Annotated in this window: 6 protein-coding genes; 1 reads left to right on the forward strand and 5 read right to left on the reverse strand. The window is 60.2% G+C overall.

Annotated features, from left to right (window positions below; translation table 11 throughout):
• Positions 1-2 precede the first annotated feature (2 nt).
• The 5 genes from AC1D0A_RS08705 to AC1D0A_RS08725 all read right to left on the reverse strand — a co-directional run bounded on the left by AC1D0A_RS08705 (position 3) and on the right by AC1D0A_RS08725 (position 5,261).
• Positions 3-827 carry an ABC transporter ATP-binding protein gene (locus AC1D0A_RS08705; RefSeq protein WP_476945608.1) on the reverse strand — a complete coding sequence of 275 codons (825 nt, stop codon included), beginning with the start codon at positions 825-827 and terminating at the stop codon, positions 3-5.
• On the reverse strand, positions 824-1,774 hold the full coding sequence (locus AC1D0A_RS08710) for an ABC transporter ATP-binding protein (RefSeq protein WP_476945609.1): 951 nt from the start codon (positions 1,772-1,774) through the stop codon (positions 824-826). Before AC1D0A_RS08710 ends, AC1D0A_RS08705 begins: the two co-directional genes overlap by 4 nt.
• Positions 1,771-2,685 carry an ABC transporter permease gene (locus AC1D0A_RS08715; protein ID WP_476945610.1) on the reverse strand — a complete coding sequence of 305 codons (915 nt, stop codon included), beginning with the start codon at positions 2,683-2,685 and terminating at the stop codon, positions 1,771-1,773. Before AC1D0A_RS08715 ends, AC1D0A_RS08710 begins: the two co-directional genes overlap by 4 nt.
• Positions 2,682-3,698, reverse strand: coding sequence for an ABC transporter permease (locus AC1D0A_RS08720; protein WP_476945611.1), 1,017 nt, complete (start codon positions 3,696-3,698; stop codon positions 2,682-2,684). The genes AC1D0A_RS08715 and AC1D0A_RS08720 overlap by 4 nt, the downstream gene beginning before the upstream one ends.
• Before the next feature lie 96 nt (positions 3,699-3,794).
• Positions 3,795-5,261 (reverse strand): ABC transporter substrate-binding protein, encoded by a 1,467-nt coding sequence (locus AC1D0A_RS08725; protein WP_476945612.1) that lies wholly within the window; start codon positions 5,259-5,261, stop codon positions 3,795-3,797.
• Between the two features lie 247 nt (positions 5,262-5,508).
• Here AC1D0A_RS08725 and AC1D0A_RS08730 point away from each other — a divergent pair.
• Positions 5,509-6,181, forward strand: a 673-nt coding sequence (locus tag AC1D0A_RS08730; RefSeq protein WP_476945613.1) for a LysR family transcriptional regulator, incomplete at its 3' end; no start/stop codon positions are given.

The raw sequence follows: 6,181 nt of genomic DNA on the forward strand, positions 1-6,181 counted from the left end.
GTTTAGTCGCTGCCTTGCGTGGTAAGGGTGGGGAGGGCGTGGGAGTCTGCCAATTCGGGCCGGGCGCGCCCTGGGGCTGCCTCGAGGAGTCTGCGGGTGTAGTCGTGCTGTGGATCGGTGAAGATCCGTTCGGCTGGTCCACTTTCTACGATCTTTCCGGTCTTCATGACAGCCACCTCATCGCTGAGATAGCGGACGACGTCCAGGTCGTGGGAGATGAGCAGATATGTGAGCCCTTTTTGTTGCTGCAGGTCCTGGAGCAGGTTCAGAATCTGGGCCTGGACGGAAACATCAAGGGCGCTGGTGGGTTCGTCCAGGATCAGGAGACGGGGCGAGGTGGCCAGGGCGCGTGCTATGCCGACGCGTTGGCACTGTCCTCCGGAGAGCTGGTGCGGGAGCCGATGGGCGTGCCCGGCTCCCAGCCCGACCTCGTCCAGCAGGTTGTTTATTCTTGTTTGGAGGGCCTGCCCTTTCAGGGCAGTGTGGGCCAGAAGTGGCTCTGCCACTGAAGCGCCGATAGTCATACGTGGATTCAATGATGCCACTGGATTCTGAAGTACTATTCCCATCCGGGAACGGATGGTCCGCAGTGCCTTGGGTCCGAGTTTGCCGAGGTCATGTCCTTCAAATATGGCTCGCCCGGATGTTGGGCGCATCAGCTGCATGGCGCAGCGGGCGAGGGTACTTTTGCCGGAGCCGGATTCTCCGACAAGGCCGTAGACCGTACCTTCCTTGATGCTAAGGGAGACGTCGTCGACTGCGGTGAAGACTCGTCTGTGGTGCGGGAACGTTTTGACGATTTTTTCGAGGGTGAGAACGTTGGTCATAGTTCGCCTTCCTGGAGGCAGGCGACTGCCTGGTGTGGCCCGGTCTCGGTGAGCAGCGGGTCGGTGAGCGAGCAGTCGGTGACTGCATGTGAGCAACGGTTTCTGAAGGCGCACCCGGTGAGGGATAGGAGGTTTCCCGGCACTGTTCCAGAAATAGCGTTCAGTCGCTGGCCGTGGGTTCGCCCTGCTGGGAGGGCGCCGAGGAGGCCGCGGGTATATGGGTGGCGTGGATTGTTCATGACCGCTTCCACAGGTCCGGTTTCGATCACCCTGCCTGCGTAAAGGACCGCCACCCGGTCACAGACATCGCGGATGATGCCAAGGTTGTGGCTGATGAGCAGCACACCGAACCCAAACTTGTGTCGGAGTTCGTCAATGAGGACCAAAATTTGCCGGGCAACAGTAACGTCAAGAGCCGTTGTGGGCTCATCCAGGATCAAAAGCCGGGGCTGGCGTAGCAGAGCCATGGCAATCATGGCCCGCTGCAGCATCCCGCCGGACAATTGGTGCGGATAGCTGCGGTAGACCCGTTCAGGGTCCGGAAGGCCGACCAGGCTTAGATGACGTATGATTTCAGCTTTGCCTTCGGCCCTCGAGATCTGCCGGTGCCGGGCCAGGACATCGCTGAGTTGGCGGCCAAGCGTGAAGACGGGGTTGAAGGCAGTTCCAGGGTTCTGGAATACGATGGCCGCCGAGCCACCTGGTTCTGACGAGTCCTGTAAGGGATCGTTGCCGATGGTCACTTGCCCCGTGCGCCGTGCACCGCGTGGAAGGATCCCCAAGGCTGCGAGTCCTGTCAGGGACTTGCCGCACCCCGTTTCCCCCACCAGGCCGAGGATTTCACCAGCGGAAACATCGAGGTCGATCCCGCGGACGGGGCGGTTGGTAAGCTTTCCCCGGTCGGTGAATTCGACGTTGAGGTCGCGGATGCTAAGAACATGTGTCATCGCTTTACCTGCCTGGGGTCAAGGAGGTCGCGCAGCGAATCTCCGAGGAGGTTGAATCCCAGGACGGCCAGAAAGATGGCCAGCCCCGGAAAGGTGGCTATCCACCAGGAACTGAATATGAGCCCGCGCCCTTCGGCGACCATCAGGCCCCAGTCGGGCAGGGGCGGCTGAGTTCCAAGACCGATAAATGCCAGGGACCCGGCGGCCAGGATCACAGTGCCGATGTCGACGGTAGCTTGGACGAGGATGGGCGTCATGCAGTTGCGAAGTACATGGCGGCTGATGATGAGCAGCTGCGGAATGCCCATGGCGCGGGCTGCTTCGACATAGGAGCGTTCCCGAAGGGATTTTGCTTCCGCTCGTACAAGGCGCGCATACCAGGGCCACCAGCTGATGGCCAAGGCGATGCCGGCGTTGGTCAGGCTGGGCCCAAGGATCGCAACGGTCACCATGGCCAGGAGCAGAGGCGGGAAAGCCTGGAAGATCTCGGTCACACGCATCAAGGCTTCGTCGAGCCAGCCACCGCGATATCCGGCGACAGCGCCGAGGGGAATGCCGATGAGGGCCGCAGCCGCGACAACGACGGCAGAGATGGTCAGCGCCGGGTTCGCGCCCATGATGATGCGGCTGAGAACGTCACGACCGAGCTGATCGGTGCCGAGCCAGTTCAAGGCGTTGGGAGCGAGGTTTCGGGCAGAGGCATTGGTCGCCCCCATGCCCTGATCAGGGAAAGGTGCCAGCCATTGCCCAAAAACAGCAAGGATTACAACAAGGACTATGATCATCGCGCCAACAGCGGCCAAACGGTCACGGCCCAGGGTCTGTTTAAGTAGTTTGATCGGTTTAAGGGTGGCCTGTTCTCCGGCCGGCCCGGAACCGGTCGGGGCGGAGATTTGGGTCGTGGGGCTCATGACATGCTCACTCTGGGGTCGATTCGGGATTGCAGGATGTCCACCAGAAGGTTGGCCAGCAGGTATGCTGTGGCGCCCATGAGCGTAATTGCAATGATGGCTGGGTAGTCCACTGCAAGCATGGAAGATGTAGCGAACTGCCCAATTCCTGGCCAGTTGAAGACAGCTTCGACGAAGAATGTTCCGGTCAGGGCGTAGGCGGCAGCCATTCCGGCAATAGACAGGACTGGTGGCAGAGCATTTTTCAGGGCCAGGCGCCAACGGATGGCGGTGTCCCTCAGACCGTAGGCCCTGGCGGTGAAGATGTAATCCTGGTTCATGACATCGAGCATGGCGGCCCTGGTCATTCGTGCAACGAGTCCGAGAGGATATGCGGCCAAGGTGAGGGCCGGCAGTATCACGTGCTGCAAACCATCGGTGAAGGCCACGCCGTTGCCGGTGATCATGCTGTCTAACAGGGGAAGCCCGGTCACGTGAGAGATGGGGTTGGAGTATTTGATGGAGTTGCTGAATTGCCCAGTGGCCGGAAGTATGCCCAGCCCCCCAACGAACAACAGTTGAAGGAGCAGTCCGAGCCAGAAGGCGGGCACGGAAATCCCTCCGATGGAGAGGAAACGGATTGCTCCGTCGATGAATCCGCCAGGACGGCGGGAGGCAACCACGCCCAAGATGACCCCTGCCGAAACAGCGAGAACCATGGCAAACCCGATGAGTTCCAATGTGGCTGGGAGGCGGGTGAACAGCTCATCCAACACGGGGCGTTTTGTGGCAAGAGACTGGCCCCAGTCCCCGGTGATCAGCTTTGCGACGTAGTCGAAGTACTGTTCGAGGATCGGACGGTTAAAGCCGAGGTGCTCCCGGACCCTGTCCAGCTCGGCTGGGGGCGCCTTCGGGCCGGCGTAGATGACGGCCGGGTCGCTGGGAACGATGCGGGCAAGGATGAAGACGATCGCGGTAAGCACGGCGAGAACCAGCACCGAGGTGATGAGCCGCCGGGCGACGAAACGCAACATGGTTCTCCTTTTCTTGATTGGTGTGGCGGGATGGGCGGGCAGGGCAAGGGCCCGGGCTTTGTTGGTGCAGCCCGGGCCCTGCCTGCGTCGTATCGTTTAGGCGGCGCGTTTGATGGGGGCGAAGAAGGCCGTGAACGGGTAATTTTCGTTGTAGGCGGGAACTTCCAACCCGGCCGGAACGACTGAGACTGTGCGGGCATCGTAGAGGAATGCGGCAGGTGCTTCCCTATAGAGGAGGTCCATAGCTTCCTTATAAAGGCCCTGGGCTGCGTCCCTGTCCGTTCCCGTCAAGGTTGCCGCCTTGTCAACCAATTTGTCGTACTCCGGGGACTTCCAATAGCTCAGGTTGAAGGATGGCTTTTCGCTGGAATGGAACAGCGTCGTGAGATTGTCGCTGCCGGCGTCGCTGTAAGTCGGCCAGTAGTTAAGTACAAAGATGTCCTGGGCGCTCTGAGGATCAGCCTTTGCGCTGTCCCATTGCTGGTTGAAAAGTTCGGCTTTCACGTCCAGCTTCACACCGATCTTGGCGAAGGCGTCCTTGATCAGCGGCACGAACCGCGCTTCCGCGGGATTCTCGGAGGCGTAGGTGAGTTTGAGGTTCATGCCGTCGGCATGACCAGCTGAGGCCAATAGTTGCTTGGCCTTTTCCAAGTCCTGGGAGTACTGCGGGACGTCCTGGCTGTAGGGGAAGATGCCGCTGGGAGCAGGGCCGTGGGACTGCGTGCCGTAGCCCTGCCCTCCGATGTCAATGATCTCTTTGTACGGAATCGCGTAGCTGAGCGCGCGGCGGACCTCCGGGTCGTTGAGTGGTGCGCGGCTCGTGTTAAACATGGCCAGGAAGTTGAACGGTGAGTTGAAGTCTTTCACCGTGAACTTCGGATCGCTGGCCAGGGTCTTGACGTTTTCCAAGGGAATGTTGGTCGCGTAGTCCACCTCACCTGCGGTCAGCATCTGCTGGGCTGTGACTGCATCCGGGGTGATAGAGATGTCGACAAAGTCGACGTGCGATGCAGCCTTTTTGTTCCAGTAGCCGTCGTACTTCTTCAGCACGACCTTAGAGCCGGGCTTGTAGGAGTCGATGGTGTAGGGGCCGGAGCCCGCGTCGATTCCGGCCTCGAAGTACTTGTCATTCTTGGCGGATGCGGCCAGGGCCTTCGGGGCAACGATCCAGGCGCCGTAGGTCGAGGAGGCGACGAGGTCCATCGGCGCAGCGTACTTCAGCTGCAGCGTGACAGTGGAGTCGTCCGGGGCGGTAACGCTCTCCACCGGCGCCCAGATGAAGGATGCGGCTGCATGGTCCCTGGCAGCGTCGATGCTGGCTTTGACCGCCGCGGCATTGATCGGCTCGCCGTCGTGGAAGGTGGCTCCGGAGCGGATCTTGAATGTCCAGGATTTTCCGTCGGCACTGGCGCTCCAGGACTCGGCTATTGCCGGGGAATACGCTTCTGCGGAACCTGCAGGGTTCTTCCAAAGCAGGGGTTCGTATATGTTGCCCATGTAGAGGGCTTCGGTGGAAAACGAACGAACCGGATCCCACGTCGTAATGGCTGCAGATGCGGCCACAGAGAAAACGTCGGGGCCGGAAGAAGCTTTGGGTGCGGCAGGACTGCATCCCGCCGCGCTAAGGGCAACGACGGCGGCTGTGGCCGTGACAAGCACGGTCCGAGCCGGGTGTGGAAATGAGAGTGCCAACAGAGACTCCTTGAAGAAGGGTGGGAAGTGTGACGAGTCTAACTAGGTGTACCTATGCCTGGGAAATGCCTATCATGAGTAAAACTCATACCTTGGAGGCATAGTGGACTTGAGGCACTTGACGTATTTCCTGAGCATCGTTGATGAAGGATCAATCAATGCCGCTTCACGCTGTTTGCGGGTGGCCCAACCATCGTTATCCCGGCAGCTTCGCTCCTTGGAGCAGGACCTTGGACTCACCCTCTTCGATAGATCAGGAGCAAAATTGTCGCTGACCGCGGCGGGCACTGCGTTTCTGCCCATCGCCAAGGACCTGGTCACCCGCGCCGCCCAGGCCAAATCATCCGCACGGGCGATGGCCGGAGGTTCGGTGCAACGGCTTACGATAGCGGCAGCCTCTGCCACCGTCGCCGACATCATCGCCCCTTTCATTGTCTCGCAGGGGCCCGATGGAGTCCTGACCAATGTTGTCGAGGCGACCCCTGAGTTTGTCTACTCGGCCTTGCAGGACGGTAAGGCTGACTTTGCTCTGGGAACAAAGCCCCCACCATCCGAGCTCAAATCCGTTGTAGTTGGCAGGGCGTTCCTTTGGGCCCAGTGCAACGCCAAACACCCTCTTGCCGGGAGGGAGAAAATCAGCCTCCAGGAACTCGTCCAATGGCCTCTCATAACCATGACCGCTGATTTTGGTGTCCGCACAATGTTCGATGATGCTGTTAGCACTGAGCGCCTCACCTACACAACCGGATTTGAAGTACGCTCCGCCGTGGTCGGCCAAGCCTTGGCAGCCG

The sequence above is a fragment of the Arthrobacter sp. P1_D4 genome (genome assembly GCF_056406115.1).

Coding starts and splice junctions, on each gene's coding strand:
- AC1D0A_RS08705 (WP_476945608.1), bottom strand. CDS start 827: ATGACCAACGTTCTCACCCTCGAAAAAATCGTCAAAACGTTCCCGCAC.
- AC1D0A_RS08710 (WP_476945609.1), bottom strand. CDS start 1,774: ATGACACATGTTCTTAGCATCCGCGACCTCAACGTCGAATTCACCGAC.
- AC1D0A_RS08715 (WP_476945610.1), bottom strand. CDS start 2,685: ATGAGCCCCACGACCCAAATCTCCGCCCCGACCGGTTCCGGGCCGGCC.
- AC1D0A_RS08720 (WP_476945611.1), bottom strand. CDS start 3,698: ATGTTGCGTTTCGTCGCCCGGCGGCTCATCACCTCGGTGCTGGTTCTC.